The sequence below is a fragment of the Pseudomonas sp. P4_D7 genome (assembly GCF_056401755.1).
The window spans coordinates 75,122-93,270 of the sequence record NZ_JBFUIR010000002.1 but is presented as its reverse complement, the minus strand read 5'-3'; the positions used below and the strand labels follow the sequence as shown (position 1 = coordinate 93,270).

Here is an 18,149-nt window from a genome sequence, read left to right as displayed (position 1 = left end):
CAGGTCAACGAAGTCGCCCTGCGCGTAGTCGCGGCGTCGAACTCGTCGATGTACAACTCCGATCAGCAGTCCAGCCGTACCAACAGCGTCGCCGCCGCGATCAACCAACTCGGCGCCGCCGCCCAGGAAATCGCCCAGAACGCCGCCCTCGCCTCGCAGCACTCCAGCGATGCCCGCAGCCTCGCGGTCGACGGTCAGCAGGTTGTGGATAAAACCATCCAGGCCATGCAACAGCTGTCGGCGAAGATCAGCGATTCCTGCGGCAACATCGAAACCCTGAACAGCAACACGGTGAACATCGGCCAGATTCTCGAAGTGATCACCAGCATTTCCCAGCAGACCAATCTGCTCGCGCTCAACGCCGCGATCGAAGCAGCGCGTGCCGGTGAAGCTGGGCGTGGTTTCGCCGTGGTCGCAGATGAAGTGCGCAACCTCGCCCACCGCACCCAGGATTCGGCGCAGCAAGTGCAAAAGATGATCGAAGAGCTGCAGGTCGGCGCGCGTCAGGCGGTAAGCATCATGACCGAGAGCCAGCGTGAGAGTGAAAGCAGCGTTGGCATCGCCAATCAGGCCGGTGAGCGATTGGGTAGCGTGACTCAGCGTATCGGTGAGATCGACGGGATGAACCAGTCGGTAGCGACGGCGACTGAAGAGCAGACGGCGGTGGTCGAGTCGATCAATGTCGATATCAACGAGATCAACACGCTGAATCAGGAAGGTGTGGAGAACTTGCAGGCGACGTTGCGGGCGTGCTCGGATCTGGAGCAGCAGGCGGCGCGGCTGAAGCAATTGGTGGGTAGTTTCCGCATTTAAGATCAAGGGCTTTACCCCCTCACCCCAGCCCTCTCCCCCAAGGGGGGCGAGGGGGAAAGGGAGCCGATGGGGGGATTTTCCAGACCTGAGTTCGACTCAGAAATTGCAGGTCGATGTATCAAGACCAGACAACTCGGTCAGTCCCCTCTCCCTCCGGGAGAGGGCTAGGGTGAGGGAAAGCTCTTAAAACCGTGAACCCGGCTCGGAAAGAAACACCAACTCCTCCGCCGTAGACTCCCGCCCCAACACCGCATTGCGATGCGGAAACCGGCCAAACCGCGCAATCACTTTCCGATGCCGCTCGGCATAATCCAGATTATCCGCAAACACCGCCCGCTCCGCTTCCGGCTGTTCAGCCACCAGTTCGATAAACCTGGAAACCGCCTCGTTCTGCACCGCAAGATTCTCGCAGTGCTCAAACACAAGATAAATAAACACACGCTGAATCGGTTTCAACTGCCGATCAAAATCCGCCGCAATGCCTTGGGCAACGAGTTTCTGCGCGCGCAGATCGCCGGAAAACGCTTTTGGGGTGTCGCGAAAGATCATTCGCGGCAGTTGATCGAGCAATAACACCACCGCCAGCCAACCTTCGGGACGTTGCGTCCACGCGGTCAATTCGCCGGCCAGGGCCTGATCGACAAAGACCCCGAAACGCTCACGCGCTTCGAGGTCTTGGCTGTCTCGCTTACCGAACCACAACTTGCCCTTGTCAGCCGCTATCTCGTCGGGGGATTCGGCATGTCCGAACCACCAATCGAGCAACGGCTGCCAGGGCGCGGTCATGGTTTATTCCTTGTGGTAGGCCGTAGCGCGGGCGACTTCTTCTTTCGAACCGAGGAACACCGCTACACGCTGGTGCAGACCGTCCGGCTGAATGTCGAGGATGCGCTGGTGACCGTCAGTGGACGCGCCGCCCGCTTGTTCCACCAGGAACGACATCGGGTTGGCTTCGTACATCAGACGCAGTTTGCCTGGTTTGGATGGCTCGCGGCTGTCGCGCGGGTACATGAACAGACCGCCACGGGTCAGGATGCGGTGTACGTCGGCCACCATCGCCGCGACCCAACGCATGTTGTAGTTCTTTTTCAGCGGACCTTCTTCACCGGCCAGCAACTCGCCAACGTAACGTTGTACCGGGGCTTCCCAGTGACGCTGGTTGGACATGTTGATCGCGAATTCCTGGGTCGATTCAGGAATGGTGATGTCTTCGTGGGTCAGCACGAAGCTGCCCATTTCACGATCGAGGGTGAAGCCCTTCACGCCGTCGCCCAAGGTCAGTACCAGCATGGTTTGCGGGCCGTAGATCGCGTAACCGGCAGCAACCTGCTGGGTGCCTGGCTGCAGGAAGGCTTTTTCGTTCAGCGGCTCGTTCTGGCTCAGGTATTCGTTCGGGCAACGCAGTACCGAGAAGATGGTGCCGACCGGGGCGTTGATGTCGATGTTCGACGAGCCGTCCAGTGGGTCGAATACCAGCAGGTATGCGCCTTTCGGGTATTTGCCCGGGATCTGGTAGGCGTTGTCCATTTCTTCGGACGCCATGCCGGCCAGGTGACCGCCCCATTCGTTGGCTTCGAGCAGGATCTCGTTGGAGATCACGTCGAGCTTCTTCTGCACTTCGCCTTGGACGTTTTCAGTGCCCATGCTGCCCAGAACACCACCCAGGGCGCCTTTGGACACGGCGTGGCTGATTTCTTTGCAAGCACGCGCGACCACTTCGATCAGGAAACGCAGATCGGCAGGAGTGTTATTGCTGCGGGTCTGCTCAATCAAATAGCGACTCAGGGTAACGCGGGACATGGACGGCTCCGGTGGAATGGGGGGCTAAAAACCCGCGCAGTTTACAGGGAGTCTGAAAACGTAGCGAGCGAAGACGCCCGGTAACGTGCGTTGGGGTGTATTTGCCTGTATGAGACGTGATTGTCGGGGGAGAGTTCAGGTAGCGGATTTAGCGTAGTCCGAAATCCGACGAAGGCCGATCGGTTTGGGATATGTATTGATTGAGATACCGCTTTCGCGAGCAGGCTCGCTCCCTCAGGGGGATTTGAGTGAACACACAATTGGCGTCCACTGCAGATCCACTGTGGGAGCTAGCCTGCTAGCGAATGGCGCACAGCGCCAGCCTTTCTCAGGTGTTGGTCGGCGGCTTGCGCAATAGGCTGAACGCCATCGCCCCGAGAAAAACCACACTCAACAACAACACCGCCCACAGGCCGATCTTCTTCCAATTGGTCTCGGCCACCGCCGCCGCTGTTGCGGTTGAAGTTTGCGTGACAACCGCCTCACCCTGGACCATCGCCTTACCCAACCCCGCCAGCTTCTCCGGTTTGAAATCCGGAATCAGCGTCGCCAACGGCAAGTTCGCCGTCTTCACCGTCGCATTGCCCACCGCCAAACTGTACGGCCCCTCGCCCCGCGCGAGGAAAACCACCTGCGTCGCCCGCACCGCATATTTCAGACTCGGCGCCTGCTCACCCAAACCACCGCCACGCTCATCCACGCTCAGTTTCAACTGCTGCACGGTCTGCCCGTAGAGCGGCAATTCGTTCTGCACCACATCCTGACCATTCTGGGTCAGGCGATAGAGCAAGCCATTGCCCAACGTCTGCCACGGCAAGCTGCTTTCGCGACGCCCCGCCAGCGTCACCGGCGCGAGGCTGTTCGGCTGTTTCAGCTCGACCTGCACGCGCTCGACATTCAGCCCCATCGGCAACTGCCAGGTGTACTCCCCAGCCTTGGTGCTGCTGCCGGCCAACGCCTGCGACCAGACCAAAGGCAGCGGAACGTTGCGCGGATCACTGCTTTTCAGCTGCGCCGACGTCAGGATCGGCGCCGAGTTCGGCGACTCCCATAACAACCGCACATAACGCGCCGACTGCCCCGGCAGCGTCACTTCGTGCTGCTCGATGCGCTCATCGGAAAAGGTCAGCCGCGCGACCTGCCCCTCGCCCCACGCTTGCCAGTGTTGCAGATCGTCGCTGGCTTCAATGCTGAAGCGCTGGAAGCCGTCGCGCTCGCTGGTCCAGTCGAGGATCAACTGCTGCAACGGCGCCTTGATCGCGCTGGCATCCAGCAGCCAGCCACGCAGCACCTCTTCACCCACCTCCAACTGACTGGACGGCTGCACCTCGACCAGCGTGCCGTTGGTGGTCGATTGCACACGCACATTCGGCGCGCGTTCGCTGGCGTCGGCGGCGTTGTACAGCGGGAACCATTTCACCTCATGCAAGCGGCCGTCGTCGCGGGTCTGCGCTGATTCTCGCGCCAAGGCGTAGGCCTGCGCTTCGCCGGCAGCGTTGAACACACGCAGATCACTGAGATCGGTCTGGCGTGCCTGCAATTGCACGCTCAACGGCAATTCGAGGCGGTACCACGGACCGTTGCCAGAGACTGACAGCGACACCTGCGTGGCGAAGTCCGCCGGTTTTTCCTGAGCGCCGGCCGCCATCACCACGCCCAACGCCAACCAACCCAGATTTCGCATGCGACTCAAGATGAAACTCCTTCGGTGTCCGGGGCCGGTTTGTCCGCCGCCGGTTCAGCGTCGACGCGTTTGGGCGGCAGTGGCGCGAAATAGCCGACCACCAGCAGCAACACGCCGACACCGATAAACGAGACGATCCGGGCGAGACCGCCACGGTTGCTCAATTCGACAAAAATCAGTTTGGCCACCACCAACGCAATCAGCGCCGCGCCAATCAGCCACACTTCGCGACGATGGCGCAGATGGCCGCCGATCATCAACCCCAGCGCCATCAGCGTCCAGACGATCGACAACCCGGCCTGCACCAGCATTGAGGCGAGCAACGTATCCAGCTCGAACGGGATCCCGGCCCAATGGTGCGCCGCGCGGGTGACCAACGCGGTGCAAAAGGCGAACAGCGAAACCCCCGCGACCAGTTGCGTCGCGTAATCGGCGTAGTCCTGGCGAATCGACAGCTGCGAAACCGCGCTGCGCGACCAGACGTAAACACCGAACAATGCGAACAACAAACCCAGCTCCAATGGATTGAGCAGCGGCACGTATGGCAGCGGCTCGGCGTTGCCATCGCTGACACCATTCGCCAGCCAGAACCATGCGAGCATCAACACCGCCAACGGCGCAGCGGCGTACAAACGGTACTCGCGAGGGAATGCCGCCACCGGCCAAGGCCAACTGCGCGGTGCCGCCGCCAGCAGCAGATACAGGCTCGGCAGAATCGCCCAGCCCAGCCAACGCCAGGCGTTGTATTGCTCGGACAACAGCAGCAGACCGTAGCGCAATTCCAGCGCCAGCACGCCAATCAGCAACCAACAGCCGAGCACATGCGCGGTGCTCAAGGCTCGTGCCGGCAGCATCGGTGCCAAGCGGCGCAGGCTGAAGAAATGCACGGCGAACACTGCTGCCCACGCCAGCCAACCGAAATCGGCCGCCGGGTGATAACGCGAATGCCAGGCCCCGAACAGCACCAGCGCCGCAGCCGGAATCAACAAGGTGCAAAGCAGGCCCAGCGCCGGCCATTTCAAGCGCAGCGACAACAGCGTCCACAGCGCCACGCTCAAAGCGGCGACCAGCAGCAACAACGGGCCTTGCAGATTCGGCGCAGCAAAACGCAGCACCTCGCTGACCCACGCCAACGCCCACCAACCGGCCCCCCACAGCAGCAACACTTCTGACAAGCGCTGCAAACTCAACGCATCGAATGCCGAGGCGTGATTGCCCAGTTGCAGGCGCCAAGCACCGATCATCGCAGCCAAGCCCAGTACCAGCGGTGTCCAGAATCCGCCATGGGCCAACGGTTTCAGGCCTTCGCTGGACAGTGGCCCAAGCAACTCGGGGCCGGCCAGCAAAAACGCCGCACCACCAATCAACTGCAACAGCAGACCAAAGACAAAACTTACGCGCTGCTTGAGGTACAGGCTGAGCCAGATGATCAGCAAACCACTCGCGGCCCACACCGCACTCGCCGTTTGCCATGGCAGCACGAACAGCACCGCCAGATTGATCAGCACCAGACCGGCCAGCAGCACCACCGACAAACCGCGCAACAGACGCACATCGCCACGCACCATTTCATCGCGAGCCGCCAACAGCATGCCGGCGATCAACGCCAGCCCGATCAACGACGCGCTGAGCAATCCGCTCCAGCCGGCGCTGAACACCGCCGCCGAATCCTCGCCCGCGCCTTGCAGACGCAACAGGAATAACGCACCGCCGAGCAACTGCACGGCAAACGCGCTGAACAGGAACGTGCGCGATTGAATGCGCAGACCGACCAACAGAGTTGCCAGCCCGGCCAGCGCCCAACTGATCGCCGTGGCTTGAACGAAGAAGAACAGCGGCGCCAGCAGATAGAGGAAGGTCAGGCCCAGACACGCCAACACCGGCAAGCCTTGACGCTCCCAAGGCGAGGCTTGTTCCGGCGTGGCCTTGCGCAATTGATAGAAACTGAACAGCAACGCAATGCCGAGCATCAGCGCACCCAGCGGAGCACCATCAAGCAGACTGCTCTCGCCGACGCGCAACTGACTGAGAAACGCCAGTGCCGACCCCAGTTGCAGCAGCAAGGCAAACGCCCGAGCGAACGGTCGATGCTGACGCAGACCGAGCCAGAAAATCCCCGCGCCTTCCACCGCCCACGCCGCCGAGGTCCAACGCGCATCCAGCCCCAGTGGAATGGCCAGACTGGCGAAAATCACCCCGAGCGCCAGACAAGTTTCACCCAGCAGAACCGCCCGGCCACCCATCAACACCTTGGCCAGTACCATGTAGATCATGCCTAGCGCCAGCGCACTGAACGCTGCGGCAAATTCCAGATGCTGCACCAACGCAAACTGCAATCCGAAGCCAATGATCGGCGGTCCGAAGAGCATCGTGCCATCGACGTAATCGCCCTTGCGCGCCGACCAGTGCAGCAACGCTTCGCGATCGCCATCCGCAGGTGCGTCGGGCATGTCGAGCAACTTGCGGCGGGCGAATAGCAGGCCGATGGCGAGATACATCAGGAAGAACAGGATCAGGAACGGCTCGGTACTCCACAACAGTTCTGGCGCATACGAACGAAGGCCCCAGGCGAAGCCGATGCCAAAGGTGCCGACGAAGCCGATCAGGTTGAGTAGACGCCAGGCCTTGAACCAGGCGATGGCAAGAATGCCAGCATTGAGTAGCGCGAAATAGCTGAACAGCGCGACGTGGTTGCCGGCGCCGGTCGAGGTCAGGATCGGCGCCGCGAAACCGCCCAATGCCGCCGCTGCGGCAAGCCCTAAAGCATCTTGAGTGATGGCGAGAATCGCCGAGAAAACGGTGACCGCCACCAGCAGGCCGAGCGCGGCCGATGGATCAAGCAACGGATGCAGACGCATGGCCGCAAACACCGTCAAATACAGCACCGCGATCCCGGTGCCTTGCAGCATCAACGCGTAATTACTGTTGCGCCGGCGCAACCACCAACCCAGCGCGAGCAGGCCCAACGCGGCCGCCGCGACACCGGCGTAACGCAACTCGATCGGCACGACCATGCCTTCGGTGGCGTAGCGCAGCAGGAATGCGAGACCGAAGAACAGCAACACCACGCCGACCCGCAGCACGGTGTTGCCGCCGAACAGCCAGTTGCGCGCAGCACTTATGCCGCGTTCGATGAGGTTCGGGCCACGGGGTTCGGCAGGTTGTTGCGGTTCGGGCGTCACGGCATCAAGGCGCCAGACATCGGCGGGCAGCGGTTGACTGGTTTCGCTGGCGACGGCGGAAATCGGTTCGAGTTCGGGCGGCAGCTCCCAGATCAGTTCAGGTGCTGGAGCTGCTTCTACGACTGTGACTGTTTCAGCAACAGGTTCGGGACCCGGTGGCGGCGTGGCACGAACCGGGGCACCTTCGAGCAGAAACAGGCGCTGTTCGACGCCCTGCAAAGCGACCTTCGCCAGCTCAAGTTGACGCTGCTGCTCCATCGCCTGCGAGCCTAGCCGCGCGATGCGGATCGTCTGCCCGATCACCAGCCCCAACAACGCGCCCAACAGCGCATCACTGAACGACTCGTCGAGCAGCCAGCCGAGCACCAGCCCGATCAACATGAACATCCATTGCATGGTCGATATCCCTAAGCAGCCCCAAGACGGGGCGAGTCCGGCGATTGCTTCAGTCTAGGCACAAACCCTGTGGGAGCGAGCCTGCTCGCGAAAGCGGTTTGTCAGCCAACATTTCTGTTTAACAAGACAACCGCTTCGCGAGCAGGCTCACTCCTACATTGGATTGGTGGTGACTGGAGCTACCGGTAACCGGCGCTCAGTATATCGATCCGGCCCAACAAACGTTGGGCCTTGCGCAGATTTGTTGCGGAAAGTTACTCCAACGCTTTCCAGATATCCGTGGCGTACTCACGAATCGTCCGGTCAGACGAGAACCAGCCCATCCGCGCCGTGTTGAGTACTGCTGAACGCCACCAGTTGTTGGAGTCGTGCCAGTGCGCCTCAACGCGTTTCTGCGCTTCCCAGTAGGAGTCGAAGTCGGCGCAGACCAGGAAGCGGTCGTAATCCACCAGCGAATCGATCAGCCCGGTATAGCGCGAGGTGTCATCCGGCGAAAACACCCCGCCGCGAATCGCCTGCAGCACATCGTTCAAGCGATGGGATGCAGCGATGTCTGGCACTGCGCTGAACTCATGATTCTGTTTACGCGCTTCCACCTGCTGCGCGCTGAGACCGAAGATAAACATGTGCTCGGCCCCGATGCGTTCGCACATTTCCACGTTGGCGCCGTCCAGTGTGCCAATGGTCAGCGCGCCGTTGAGGCCGAACTTCATGTTACTGGTGCCTGATGCTTCGAAGCCGGCAGTGGAAATCTGCTCGGACAAGTCCGCCGCCGGAATGATGCTCTCCGCCAGGCTGACGTTGTAGTTGGGCAGGAACACCACTTTCAGCAGGCCGCGCACGGTCGGGTCGTTGTTCACCACCCGAGCGATGTCGTTGGTCAGTTTGATGATCAGTTTGGCCTGGTGATAACTCGCCGCCGCTTTACCGGCGAAGATTTTCACCCTCGGCACCCAGTCGACTTCCGGCTCGGCGCGAATCGCCTGATACAGCGCCACGGTGTGCATCAGGTTGAGCAACTGACGTTTATATTCGTGGATGCGTTTGACCTGTACATCGAACATCGCCGCCGGATTGACCGCGATGCCCAAGCGTTCGTGAATCAGATACGCCAGGGCTTTCTTGCTGTGCAGCCGTTGCTCGGCAAAGGCTTTGCGGAATGCGGTTTTCTCGGCGAACGGTTCGAGATCGAGCAGGCGCTCTTCGGGGTTATCCAGCACCTCGGGACCCAGCGAGTCGACCAGCATCGAGGTCAGTTCAGCGTTGGCCTGGAACAGCCAACGGCGGAAGGTAATGCCGTTGGTTTTGTTGTTGATCCGCTCCGGGTAGAGCTTGTGCAGTTCAGCGAACACGGTTTTGCGCATCAGTTGCGTGTGCAGCCCGGACACGCCGTTGACGCTGTGCGAACCGAGGAACGCGAGGTTACCCATGCGCACACGGCGACCGTTGTCTTCTTCGATCAGCGACACCGCGCGCAGCACGTCGAAATCGTGAATGCCTTTGGCGCGCAGCGAGTCGATGTGCTGAGCATTGATCAGATAAATGATCTGCATATGTCGCGGCAGCATGCGCTCCATCAAGCCCACCGGCCAGGTTTCCAGCGCTTCCGGCAGCAACGTGTGGTTGGTATACGACAGCGTGTCGACGGTGACTTGCCACGCCGCATCCCAAGCCACGTCGTAGACGTCGACCAGTTGGCGCATCAATTCGGCGACAGCAATCGAGGGGTGCGTGTCGTTGAGCTGAATCGCCGCGTGATCACCCAGGGTCAGCACCGAGGTGTGCATGTTGCGATGACGGCGCAGCAGATCCTGAAGCGAAGCGGCGACAAAGAAGTATTCCTGACGCAGGCGCAGCTCCTGCCCCGCTTCGGTGCTGTCCGCCGGGTAGAGCACGCGGGAGATACTTTCGGCCCGGGCCACTTCGGCGACAGCGCCCAAGTGGTCACCGGCGTTGAAACGCTCCAGGTGCAAATCTTCCATGGCGCGCGCACGCCAGAGGCGCAGTGTATTGACGCTCGCCCCGCGCCAGCCAACGACCGGCGTGTCATAAGCGATCGCGCGGACAGTTTCTGCCGGCGACCAGACTTGTTTGGACTTGCCGGAGATGTCGGTGACGGTTTCGACGCTGCCGCCGAAGCCGATGGAGTAGACGACCTCTGGCCGCTCGAACTCCCACGGGTTGCCGAAATCCAGCCAGTGCTCGGTCTGTTCCTGCTGCCAGCCGTCGACGATGGCCTGGCGGAACAAGCCGTGCTCATACCGAATGCCATAACCGTGGCCGGCGATGCCGAGGGTCGACATGCTTTCCATGAAGCACGCGGCCAGACGACCGAGGCCACCGTTACCGAGCGCTGCATCAGGTTCCAGCAAACGGATACGCTCCAGGTCGACACCGAGTTCAGTCAGCGCTTCACGGGCGACGTCGAGCAAGCCAAGATTGCTCAGGCTGTCGTAGAGCAAGCGGCCGATGAGGAATTCCAGCGAGAGGTAATACACCCGTTTCTGACCTTTGCGGTAGATCTGCCGGGTGTGGTCCATCCAGTGCTCGACCATATGATCACGCGCCGCCAAAGCGATGGCTTCGAACCAGTCATGGTCGAAAGCGTGGTCGGGGTCTTTGCCCACCGCGTAGGTGAGCTTGGTCAGGACGGCGTCGCGGAATGCGGCCACCTCTGCTTCGCGAACTAGTGGTTCTTGAGTCATCAATAGGACCTCGAGCGAGCGGGAATTGTCTGAGCCTAGACGGTCTGACCGACGGTCGCGGCGCTGGTTCGGCAGTTTTTCCTGAGACGGTGCGATGGCCCGGCATTACCCTGGCGGATGGGCTAATGAATGCAGGGGCCGTGCCGAATTGTCCGGCAATGTGCCTGCATGGAGAAAAAATCTGGCGAAAGGTTGTTCAAAAATCCACCAGTCCCGGTATGATCGCGCGCCCTGATGCACACACGCCTGGTAACTCCCGATGATGAAGCCCAACCTGATTGCCGCCGCCGAGATCGATCGTCTCGATACGTGGGCGAAATATTCGGCCCCGATGTGCGGTTCCTGCATGTCCAGCTGCTGCACGCTGCCGGTCGAAGTAAAGATCAAGGATCTGGTGCGCATCGGCGTGGTCGACGAGTTCGAACTGGGCGACCCGCCGAAGAACATCGCCAAGCGTCTGCAAAAGGAAGGCCTGGTCGAGCGCTTCAATCAGAAGTCCGGCATCTTTACCCTGCAGCGCATGAGCAACAACGATTGCTACTACCTGGATCGTAAGAGCCGCTTGTGCACCATTTATGACAAGCGCCCGGATACCTGCCGCAATCACCCGAAGATCGGACCGCGTCCGGGGTATTGCGCGTACAAGCCGAAGGAAGTTGAACGCGTGCAGAATTTCCGCGCGATAGAGCGCTTCTGAACGACGCTGAGTTCTTCGGTAGCCGTTAAACCCCAGCCCCTCACCCCAGCCCTCTTCCGAGGGAGAGGGAGCCGATCTCTGTCGCTTCCAAACCTGAGGTCGATGCAAAGCCAAAGAACAACTCGGTCAGTCCCCTCTCCCTACGGGCGGTCCGACGTTTCGGGAGGGCTAGGGTGAGGGGCTTTTCAGCTTCAACACACTTATCCCAGACAAACAAAAACGCCCCCGGTCTCGCGACCGGGGGCGTTTTTTCAAGCTCAGGCTAAATTACGCCTTGGCTTTCTTGGCAGCGCGGGTACGCTCGCTTTCGTCCAGGATCTTCTTGCGAAGACGGATGGACTTAGGAGTAACTTCGCACAGCTCGTCTTCCTGGATGTATTCCAGAGCCTGTTCCAGAGTGAAGCGAACAGGTGGTACCAGAGCGATGGTTTCGTCTTTACCCGAAGCACGCATGTTGTCGAGCTTCTTGCCTTTGGTCGGGTTTACACCCAGGTCGTTGTCGCGGCTGTTCTGACCAACGATTTGACCGTTGTAGATCTCCTGGCCGTGTTCTACGAACAGCTTGCCACGAGCCTGCAGGGTTTCCAGCGAGTAGGTCAGTGCCTTGCCGGTTTCAACCGAAACCAGAACGCCGTTCTGACGGCCGGACATGTGGCCCGACTTGACGGTGTCGTAGCGATCGAAGATCGAGGTCAGGATGCCAGCACCGTTGGTCAGGGTCAGGAACTGGTTACGGAAACCGATCAGACCGCGAGCAGGGATGTTGTACTCCAGACGAACACGGCCCTTGCCATCCGGCACCATGTTGCTCAGGTCGCCTTTACGCAGACCCATCTCTTCCATGACCTTGCCCTGAGCTTCTTCAGGGATGTCGATGGTCACGTTTTCGAACGGTTCTTGTTTAACGCCGTTCACTTCACGAATGATCACTTCAGGACGGCCCAGGGCCAGCTCGAAGCCTTCGCGACGCATGGTTTCGATCAGTACCGAGAGGTGCAGCTCACCACGGCCGGAAACCTTGAACTTGTCAGCGGTGTCGCCTTCTTCAACGCGCAGTGCAACGTTGTACAGCAGCTCTTTGTCCAGACGGTCCTTGATGTTGCGGGACGTCACGAACTTGCCTTCTTTACCGCAGAATGGCGAGTCGTTTACCTGGAAGGTCATCGAAACGGTTGGCTCGTCAACGGTCAGAGGCTTCATCGCCTCGACAGTGTCCGGGTGGCACAGGGTGTCGGAGATGAACAGCGAGTCCATACCGCTGATGCAAACGATATCGCCTGCTGCAGCTTCTTCAACGTCGATGCGGTGCAGACCGTGGTGACCCATCAGTTTCAGGATACGGCCGTTACGGCGCTTGCCGTCGGCACCGATCGCCACAACCGGGGTGTTCGGCTTGACGCGGCCACGAGCGATACGGCCAACACCGATAACACCCAGGAAGCTGTTGTAGTCCAGAGCGGAGATCTGCATCTGGAACGCGCCGTCACGGTCAACGGCCGGAGGCGGAACGTGGTCGACTACCGCTTGGTACAGCGGGGTCATGTCTTCAGCCATGGCGGTGTGATCCAGACCGGCAATGCCGTTCAGGGCCGAGGCGTAAACAACCTGGAAGTCCAGTTGTTCTTCGGTCGCACCGAGGTTGTCGAACAGGTCGAAGATCTGATCCAGAACCCAGTCCGGACGCGCGCCTGGACGGTCAACCTTGTTGATTACCACGATTGGACGCAGGCCGGCTTCGAAAGCCTTCTTGGTCACGAAACGGGTTTGCGGCATAGGGCCGTCTTGAGCGTCAACCAGCAGCAGAACGGAGTCGACCATCGACATTACACGTTCAACTTCGCCGCCGAAGTCGGCGTGGCCCGGGGTGTCCACGATGTTGATGTGGTAGCCGTTCCAGTTGATGGCGGTGTTTTTCGCCAGAATGGTAATACCGCGCTCTTTTTCCTGGTCGTTGGAGTCCATCACGCGCTCGTCGTTGAGCTCGTTGCGCTCCAGGGTGCCGGATTGACGCAGGAGTTTGTCTACCAGGGTGGTCTTACCATGGTCAACGTGGGCAATGATGGCGATGTTGCGTAGATTTTCGATCACTTGTGTATCTCGATCAGAGGATTCGGTTTGCTGACAAGTCTTGGCAGCGATTAGCAGTAGTGTCCGGCATGGCCGTTACAGCTTGACGGCGGTGTCGGGGGGCCGGTGACGCAGGCCACAGGCAAACAGCCCCGGGCACTTAGCTCGGTCGATAAACGCGCACATTGGCATGCCCCTCACTGAGCAAATGGTGAGCATGCAGGCGACTCATCACGCCTTTGTCGCAATACAGCAGGTACTGGCGAGTCGGATCCAGCTCCTTGAAACGAGCGTTCACTGCGTAGAACGGCATCGTCTGTACTTCTACGCCAGCGAGTTCCAGCGGCTCATCCTCGGCGGCATCCGGGTGACGGATGTCGATCACGATCTGACCGGCCAGTGCTTCGCTGACTTCTTCAATCTGTACGTCCTGGCCCAATTCGTCGATCACCCGATCGATCGGCACCAGTTTGGCGTTTTCGAGCGCACGCTCGAGCACCGCCATGTCGAATTCTTTCTCTTCGTGCTCAACGCGACCGCGTTTGGCGGCCGTCTTCGGATTGACCGAAATGACCCCGCAGTACTCCGGCATGTGCCGGGCGAAATCGGCGGTGCCGATCTCATTGGCCGTGTCGATGATGTCCTGCTTGTGCGCCACGATCAGCGGACGCAGGACCAGTTTGTCGGTCACGCAGTCGATCACCGACAGATTCGGCAGGGTCTGGCTCGACACCTGGGAGATCGCCTCGCCGGTGACCAGCGCTTCGATGTGCAGGCGATCGGCGATGTTGGAAGCCGCGCGCAACATCATACGCTTCAATACGACGCCCATATGACTGTTATCGACTTTGCCGAGAATTTCGCCCAACACTTCTTCGAACGGAACACTGACAAATAGCACGCGTTGCGAGCTGCCGTACTTCTTCCAGATGAAATGCGCGACTTCCATCACGCCCAATTCATGGGCACGACCGCCCAGATTGAAGAAGCAGAAGTGCGTCATCAGGCCGCGACGAATGATCTGGTACGCCGCAACGGTTGAGTCAAAGCCGCCGGACATCAATACCAGCGTCTGCTCCAACGCACCGAGCGGGTAACCGCCGATGCCGTTGTGCTGGCTGTGAATGACAAACAACCGTTTGTCGCGAACTTCGATGCGGACTTCGATTTCCGGTGCTTTCAGGTCGATACCAGCGGCACCGCACTCACGGCGCAGCTTGCTGCCGACGTATTTTTCGACGTCCATCGAGCTGAAGGTGTGCTTGCCCGCGCGCTTGCAGCGCACCGAGAAAATCTTCCCGGCCAGTGCATCGCCGTAGTGCTGTTTGCACTTCTCGGTGATGTCGTCGAAGTCGCCCAGCGGGTACTCGTCGATCTGCAGAAAGTGCGCGATGCCCGGCATGCAGGTCAGGCGCTCACCCATCTCTTTCAAGGCTTTGGGGTCGGTAACGCGGGTTTCCAGCTCGAGATTGTCCCACACACCGTTCACCACCACGGCCGGGTCCAGGTCACGGAGCACGGTGCGGATGTTCTTGGCCAACTGGCGGATGAACTTCGTCCGGACAGGTCGGCTTTTGATGGTGATCTCGGGGAAGACTTTTACGATTAGTTTCATGAAAACAGCGCGCGAACGGCCAGCCGAAAAAGGGGGGCGCGGATTATAGCGGAAATTGCTCAAGGTTTAACCAGTTAATGTGCAGAAGGTTTAGCGCGCACCAAAACAGGTCATTTCTGACTCAAGACGCTACATTAGAGGGCGAGATTTTCCACAATCAGGTGCTTTGCACCTTTATAAGCGTGAATTTGGGGCAAAAAACCCATGCTGGGGCACTGGCATGCAATTTGCTCCCTTGTGAGGCAGGTTGCCTTGGCAGAGTATTCGCGCCGGCATCACCCAAATTCAAGGGCATCCACTACCAAGCCCGAAGCCACCCGGAGGACATATGTCGAAGACGGTTCAACTCATCAAAGATCATGACGTCAAGTGGATTGATCTGCGCTTCACGGACACCAAAGGCACTCAGCACCACGTGACCATGCCGGCTCGCGATGCGCTGGATGAAGACTTCTTCGAAGTCGGCAAGATGTTCGACGGTTCCTCCATTGCTGGCTGGAAAGGCATCGAAGCCTCCGACATGATCCTGATGCCGGTTGACGAAACTGCGGTTCTCGACCCGTTCACCGAAGACGCCACCCTGATCCTGGTGTGCGACATCATCGAACCTTCGAGCATGCAAGGCTACGACCGCGACCCACGTGCGATCGCCAAGCGCGCCGAAGAACACCTGAAAGCCACCGGTATCGGTGACACTGTGTTCGCCGGTCCTGAGCCTGAGTTCTTCATCTTTGACTCGGTGAAATTCAAGTCGGACATCTCCGGCTCGATGTTCAAGATCTACTCCGAGCAAGGTTCGTGGATGTCCGACCAGGACATCGAAGGCGGCAACAAAGGTCACCGTCCAGGCGTCAAAGGCGGCTACTTCCCGGTTCCGCCGTTCGACCACGACCACGAAATCCGTACCTCCATGTGCAACGCACTGGAAGAAATGGGCCTGACCGTCGAAGTTCACCACCACGAAGTGGCGACTGCCGGCCAGAACGAAATCGGCGTCAAGTTCAACACCCTGGTGAAGAAAGCCGACGAAACCCAAACCCTGAAGTACGTTGTGCACAACGTTGCTGACGCTTACGGCCGCACCGCGACCTTCATGCCGAAGCCACTGTACGGCGACAACGGTTCGGGCATGCACGTACACATGTCGATCTGGAAAGACGGCAAGAACACCTTCGCCGGTGAAGGCTATGCCGGTCTGTCCGATACCGCTCTGTACTTCATCGGCGGCATCATCAAACACGGTAAGGCCTTGAACGGCTTCACCAACCCGGCGACCAACTCCTACAAGCGTCTGGTACCAGGCTTCGAAGCTCCGGTAATGCTGGCCTACTCGGCCCGCAACCGTTCCGCTTCGATCCGTATTCCTTACGTGTCGAGCCCGAAAGCCCGCCGTATCGAAGCACGCTTCCCGGATCCGGCTGCCAACCCGTACCTGGCCTTCGCAGCTCTGCTGATGGCCGGTCTGGACGGTATCCAGAACAAGATCCACCCAGGCGACGCAGCTGACAAAAACCTGTACGACCTGCCGCCTGAAGAGGCGAAAGAGATCCCGCAAGTTTGCGGCAGCCTGAAAGAAGCCCTGGAAGAGCTGGACAAGGGCCGCGCGTTCCTGACCAAGGGCGGCGTGTTCTCCGACGACTTCATCGACGCTTACATCGCGCTGAAATCGGAAGAAGAAATCAAGGTTCGCACCTTCGTACACCCACTGGAATATGAGCTGTACTACAGCTGCTGATCCGGTAGCGCTGCGTTAAGTGGCGTGAGTGAAAGAGGCCTCCTTCGGGAGGCCTTTTTTATTGCCCGCGATTTATGACGTGATGCTGATCGTTCCCACGCTCCGCGTGGGAATGCAGCCCGTGACGCTCCGCGTCACTGGACGCGGAGCGTCCCTTGAGGCGTACCCACGCAGAGCGTGGGAACGATCAATTGTGGTGTATGAATGATCTCTGGATGTGTGCAGGGTTGGGCCAACCGCCACACCTGTCCTATGCTGCACCCCATCGCTTTCAATCCCGGTCGATTTCATGGGTCGCACCTTTCTCTACATTCTATTGCTGATGATCGCCCTGCCCGCCGCCGCGCAGATCTACAAATACACCGATGCCAACGGCCACACGGTGTACAGCGATCACTCGCCGGACGGCGTGCAGGCACAACCGGTGGAATTGCCGCCGCTCAATCGGGTCGAGCCGCAGGCGCCCAGCGCACCACCCGCGCCCGAAACCGACAACCGTGAACCTGCGCGCAACGCCTACGACATTCTTGAACTCGCCGGACTGCCCACCGAAGAAGCATTGCGCGCGAACAACGGCACCTTCACCGTCAATGTGCTGATCAAGCCACGCCTTCGACCGCCTCATCAGTTAAGGCTGGTATTGGACGATGAGCCTTACGGCCAGCCGAGCAACGTGCCGATCCTGCAATTGGTGAACGTTGATCGCGGCGAACATCGTCTAGCGGTGCAGGTGATTGACGGGCAGACGGTCATCCAGCAGAGCGCGCCAGTCCCTCTCAGCGTACAGCGGGTGCACAAGCCATGATTCGTGCGTGGCTGATTGCGGGGCTGGCGCTGCTCACGCTGCAAGCATCGGCTGAGGTGTTCACTTATATCGATGCCCAAGGCAATCGCGTCTACACCGACCAGCCGCGTGGCAATGCCAAGCGCGTACCGATCGCGAACAGCAATCGCATGTCCGCAAACCCCACCGTCGCCGTGCCAGTCACAACTGCAAAAAAAACCCCAGAGCAACCACCCTTCCACTACGACATGCTGCGCATTCTGGTACCTGAACCCGATGCAACGATTCGCAGCAGCGCCGGCGAAATCATCGTCAGCGTCACCAGCGAACCGGGTCTGCAAAAAGGTCATCGTTATCGACTGCTACTGGATGGCCAAGCCACCGGCGAGCCCGGCCTGAGCCCGGTCTTCCCGCTCAGCAACATCGATCGTGGCAGCCACAATCTCTCGGTTGAAATCCTCGACATGGAAGGACGCACCGTCGAACGCACCGCCAACCAGCCCTTCCACATGCTACGCATTTCCCTAGCGCAGAAACGCCAAGTCAAACCCTGCGTCGCCGACGACTACGGCGTGCGCCCGGAATGCCCGCTGAAAGACAAACCGCCCGAGCCGAAAAACCCCTTCCTGCGTTTCTTCTAACTCCGCCCAGCTTTGCGCACTATATTGGTG

General features: G+C 59.8%; 12 protein-coding genes. 5 read left to right on the top strand and 7 right to left on the bottom strand.

Annotated elements, in window-relative coordinates:
* Nucleotides 1–48 precede the first annotated feature (48 nt).
* Complete coding sequence (locus AC1DVF_RS01815) at nucleotides 49–813, top strand: methyl-accepting chemotaxis protein (RefSeq protein ID WP_371748298.1); 765 nt, start codon at nucleotides 49–51, stop codon at nucleotides 811–813.
* A 183-nt stretch (nucleotides 814–996) separates the two neighbouring features.
* Here AC1DVF_RS01815 and AC1DVF_RS01810 read toward each other — a convergent pair whose 3' ends face one another.
* From AC1DVF_RS01810 to AC1DVF_RS01790, 5 genes are all read right to left on the bottom strand, one after another.
* Nucleotides 997–1,599, bottom strand: a complete 603-nt coding sequence (locus tag AC1DVF_RS01810; protein ID WP_093430047.1) for a DUF924 family protein — start codon at nucleotides 1,597–1,599, stop codon at nucleotides 997–999.
* A gap of 3 nt (nucleotides 1,600–1,602) precedes the next feature.
* The gene (locus AC1DVF_RS01805; protein ID WP_093430046.1) at nucleotides 1,603–2,613 is read right to left on the bottom strand and encodes a class 1 fructose-bisphosphatase; all 1,011 of its coding nucleotides are present in this window, start codon (nucleotides 2,611–2,613) and stop codon (nucleotides 1,603–1,605) included.
* Nucleotides 2,614–2,941: 328 nt separating this feature from the next.
* Entirely contained in the window at nucleotides 2,942–4,306 is a 1,365-nt protein-coding gene (locus tag AC1DVF_RS01800) for a DUF3999 domain-containing protein (protein ID WP_477781919.1), read from the bottom strand.
* Nucleotides 4,303–7,875, bottom strand: coding sequence for a DUF2339 domain-containing protein (locus tag AC1DVF_RS01795; RefSeq protein WP_477781918.1), 3,573 nt, complete (start codon nucleotides 7,873–7,875; stop codon nucleotides 4,303–4,305). The genes AC1DVF_RS01800 and AC1DVF_RS01795 overlap by 4 nt, the downstream gene beginning before the upstream one ends.
* 254 nt (nucleotides 7,876–8,129) lie before the next feature.
* Entirely contained in the window at nucleotides 8,130–10,580 is a 2,451-nt protein-coding gene (locus AC1DVF_RS01790; RefSeq protein ID WP_116256343.1) for a glycogen/starch/alpha-glucan phosphorylase, read from the bottom strand.
* A 259-nt stretch (nucleotides 10,581–10,839) separates the two neighbouring features.
* Between AC1DVF_RS01790 and AC1DVF_RS01785 the strand changes: the two genes are divergently transcribed.
* Nucleotides 10,840–11,277, top strand: a complete 438-nt coding sequence (locus AC1DVF_RS01785) for a YkgJ family cysteine cluster protein (protein WP_093430042.1) — start codon at nucleotides 10,840–10,842, stop codon at nucleotides 11,275–11,277.
* Nucleotides 11,278–11,544: 267 nt separating this feature from the next.
* Here AC1DVF_RS01785 and typA read toward each other — a convergent pair whose 3' ends face one another.
* A complete protein-coding gene (gene typA, locus AC1DVF_RS01780; protein ID WP_034153003.1) occupies nucleotides 11,545–13,365 on the bottom strand; it encodes a translational GTPase TypA in 1,821 nt (606 codons plus the stop codon).
* A gap of 139 nt (nucleotides 13,366–13,504) precedes the next feature.
* Entirely contained in the window at nucleotides 13,505–14,959 is a 1,455-nt protein-coding gene (thiI, locus tag AC1DVF_RS01775) for a tRNA uracil 4-sulfurtransferase ThiI (protein WP_095047172.1), read from the bottom strand.
* 328 nt (nucleotides 14,960–15,287) lie between these two features.
* Here thiI and glnA point away from each other — a divergent pair, with 328 nt between their 5' ends.
* The 3 genes from glnA (at nucleotide 15,288) to AC1DVF_RS01760 (ending at nucleotide 18,119) form a co-directional block, all read left to right on the top strand.
* Nucleotides 15,288–16,694, top strand: a complete 1,407-nt coding sequence (gene glnA / locus AC1DVF_RS01770; RefSeq protein ID WP_007909254.1) for a type I glutamate--ammonia ligase — start codon at nucleotides 15,288–15,290, stop codon at nucleotides 16,692–16,694.
* 289 nt (nucleotides 16,695–16,983) lie between these two features.
* Complete coding sequence (locus AC1DVF_RS01765; protein WP_460130586.1) at nucleotides 16,984–17,499, top strand: DUF4124 domain-containing protein; 516 nt, start codon at nucleotides 16,984–16,986, stop codon at nucleotides 17,497–17,499.
* The gene (locus tag AC1DVF_RS01760; RefSeq protein WP_257356845.1) at nucleotides 17,496–18,119 is read left to right on the top strand and encodes a DUF4124 domain-containing protein; all 624 of its coding nucleotides are present in this window, start codon (nucleotides 17,496–17,498) and stop codon (nucleotides 18,117–18,119) included. The genes AC1DVF_RS01765 and AC1DVF_RS01760 overlap by 4 nt, the downstream gene beginning before the upstream one ends.
* The last annotated feature ends 30 nt before the right edge of the window (nucleotides 18,120–18,149 follow it).

Coding starts and splice junctions, on each gene's coding strand:
- AC1DVF_RS01815 (WP_371748298.1), top strand. CDS start 49: ATGTACAACTCCGATCAGCAGTCCAGCCGTACCAACAGCGTCGCCGCC.
- AC1DVF_RS01810 (WP_093430047.1), bottom strand. CDS start 1,599: ATGACCGCGCCCTGGCAGCCGTTGCTCGATTGGTGGTTCGGACATGCC.
- AC1DVF_RS01805 (WP_093430046.1), bottom strand. CDS start 2,613: ATGTCCCGCGTTACCCTGAGTCGCTATTTGATTGAGCAGACCCGCAGC.
- AC1DVF_RS01795 (WP_477781918.1), bottom strand. CDS start 7,875: ATGCAATGGATGTTCATGTTGATCGGGCTGGTGCTCGGCTGGCTGCTC.
- AC1DVF_RS01790 (WP_116256343.1), bottom strand. CDS start 10,580: ATGACTCAAGAACCACTAGTTCGCGAAGCAGAGGTGGCCGCATTCCGC.
- AC1DVF_RS01785 (WP_093430042.1), top strand. CDS start 10,840: ATGATGAAGCCCAACCTGATTGCCGCCGCCGAGATCGATCGTCTCGAT.
- thiI (WP_095047172.1), bottom strand. CDS start 14,959: ATGAAACTAATCGTAAAAGTCTTCCCCGAGATCACCATCAAAAGCCGA.
- glnA (WP_007909254.1), top strand. CDS start 15,288: ATGTCGAAGACGGTTCAACTCATCAAAGATCATGACGTCAAGTGGATT.
- AC1DVF_RS01765 (WP_460130586.1), top strand. CDS start 16,984: ATGGGTCGCACCTTTCTCTACATTCTATTGCTGATGATCGCCCTGCCC.
- AC1DVF_RS01760 (WP_257356845.1), top strand. CDS start 17,496: ATGATTCGTGCGTGGCTGATTGCGGGGCTGGCGCTGCTCACGCTGCAA.